The 2183-nt window shown below is 43.9% G+C and carries 1 protein-coding gene; it reads left to right on the top strand.

The window, feature by feature from the left end; genetic code table 11:
• The coding region (locus PX484_RS06805; RefSeq protein ID WP_288103235.1) for an SH3 domain-containing protein at positions 1 to 2183 on the top strand (2183 nt) is incomplete at both ends.

Genomic DNA, 2183 nt, shown 5'->3' with positions numbered 1-2183 from the left:
TTCTCATGGACTGATTATGTGCGTGCCGTTGCTACCACCGAACAAATTCCCACTCGGTATCGCAAATTACGGGTTGTTCAATTAGCACAAGCAATCGTTGAATCTGCACGAGGTACGAGTAAACTTTTTCAAGAAGCGGGAAACCCCGGTGGACTCAAATGGCGAGATAAAATTGACGACAATTACACCGAAAAAATCACCCATCAAATTTGGTTAGTTACCCCTAGCGAACCCAATGGTTGTTATTGGTGTCATTGGAAAACCGCAGAACAGGCTGCAATGGGATATTGGCGGTTTATCGGTCGTCCGAACTCCCCCTATCAGGGATGGGAAGAATACGATAATGATCCGGAAGGCTATTTACAATATATTTGGGAAAAAGGCTATGCCACCGACCCAAACTATGTCAGTAAGGTCAAAAATGTTTTCCCTGAAGCTCAAAGCTTACTAGATGAATATGGTGGAGAACAACCTCCTCCATCACGGATTTTCAAAGTTGCTATTATGCCAGGACATGGAGGGACAGATTCAGGGGCAGTCAACCATACGCTAAATTTACGGGAAAAAGACTACAACTGGAAAGAAGCAGTTGAAGTTAAGGCCCGTTTAGAAGCGGCGGGCAATTATCAAGTGATTATCTGTCGTCAAGAAAATGAATTAGCTTCCCTTTCCACCTTGCAACAACGAGCTAATGACAGTGGTGCAAATGTTTGTTTGTGTCTGCATCATAATGCTTGTAACCGACAGGCAAAAGGTTGGTGGTTATTCTATGTGAATCGGAGTCCAGAATTTGAGAAATTTATCAAAATCATCGATAAACACTTCCGAGGACTGCCTTTACAAGGACGGGGTTATGAATACGCTGGAACGCCTTTTGTCCATGACTGGTATAGTCGTGTCTGGAATTGTACCCATGATTGTACTATGCCCACCATATTGCTTGAAAGTTGCTTCATTGACAATGATGAAGATGCAACTTGGTTGAGAGATGGCGGTTATCAGCAAATTGTTGAGAAAATTTGTGCGGGAGTTAAGGAATATTTAGGAAGTCAACCACCCATCGTTAATCCACCTCAGTCCGAAAAATTCGTCTTTGTCTGTGATGCCAATCCGCCTTTAAATGTGCGGAAAGGTGCAGGAAGTAATTATGATCCTGTGGGGCGTTTAGATAACGGGACACGATTAACGGTTGTAGGTGAAGAGGGCAATTGGCTGAAAATTAGTAAACCGATTGAAGGTTATGTTCATCGTGACTTGACAAAATCTTCCTATTGCGTGTTTGTCAATGACCCAAATCCGCCCTTAAAAGTCCGTTCAGGAGCAGGAACAAACTTTTCAGTGGTGACAGAACTGACTAATGGCACACCCTTAAACGTGATAGGGACGGATGACAATTGGCTCCGCATTGATAAACCTGTGGAAGGTTATGTCTTTACTTCTTTAACTTCCTCGCTGCATCGAGTCTTTGCTGCTGATGCCAATCCTCCCTTAAATGTGCGCTCTGGACCTGGAACTACCTATGAAAAAGTGGGTCAATTAGACAATAACACGGCTTTAACTGTCGTAGATGCTGGTTTGGATAGTCAAGGTGCGAGATGGCTTCGTATTAGTTCACCTTGTTCCGGTTGGGTTCTAGAAAGTTTAACCTCTGATCGCCTGATGGGTTCGGGAATCAACCCTCCTGCTTCTAATCTATCGGAAAGTGAGCAATACGATTATTGTGCCGAGATTATCACCCATAATGGCGGAACATTGCGTAAACGCAACTTAATCTCTTTCCGGAAGGAAACCAGTACAAAAGTCAATGATTGGCATGGTTGTTACGATGATATTACTTACATGATCTGGACAGATGGCGCGGGGAAACACGCTCGTAAATACGCCTCTAACACGGAACCCTCATCTCAGTATGAAGATAGTAATAATCCATTGGCTGATCGCAACAGAATGGGGGTTGATGCAAATGGTGATGGACGACTGGATTTAGGACGTTTACCCGAAGGATATTACGAATATAAAACAGGAACAAGTGCCACCTTGGGTAAAGTATTGTGTCCTACCGCATCAGCCATGGCGGAACGAGATACCAGTCACGATGGCCTATTTCAACCTAATGAACCTCGTGCTTCTGCTGGAACAACGATGTTATTTCATCAAGGTGGAGAAACGAATCCTTTCAGTGC

It is taken from the genome of Microcystis sp. M49636_WE2, from assembly GCF_030065375.1.
GTDB classification, from domain to species: Bacteria; Cyanobacteriota; Cyanobacteriia; order Cyanobacteriales; family Microcystaceae; genus Microcystis; species Microcystis aeruginosa_C.
This window is presented reverse-complemented; position numbering and strand designations above follow the sequence as displayed.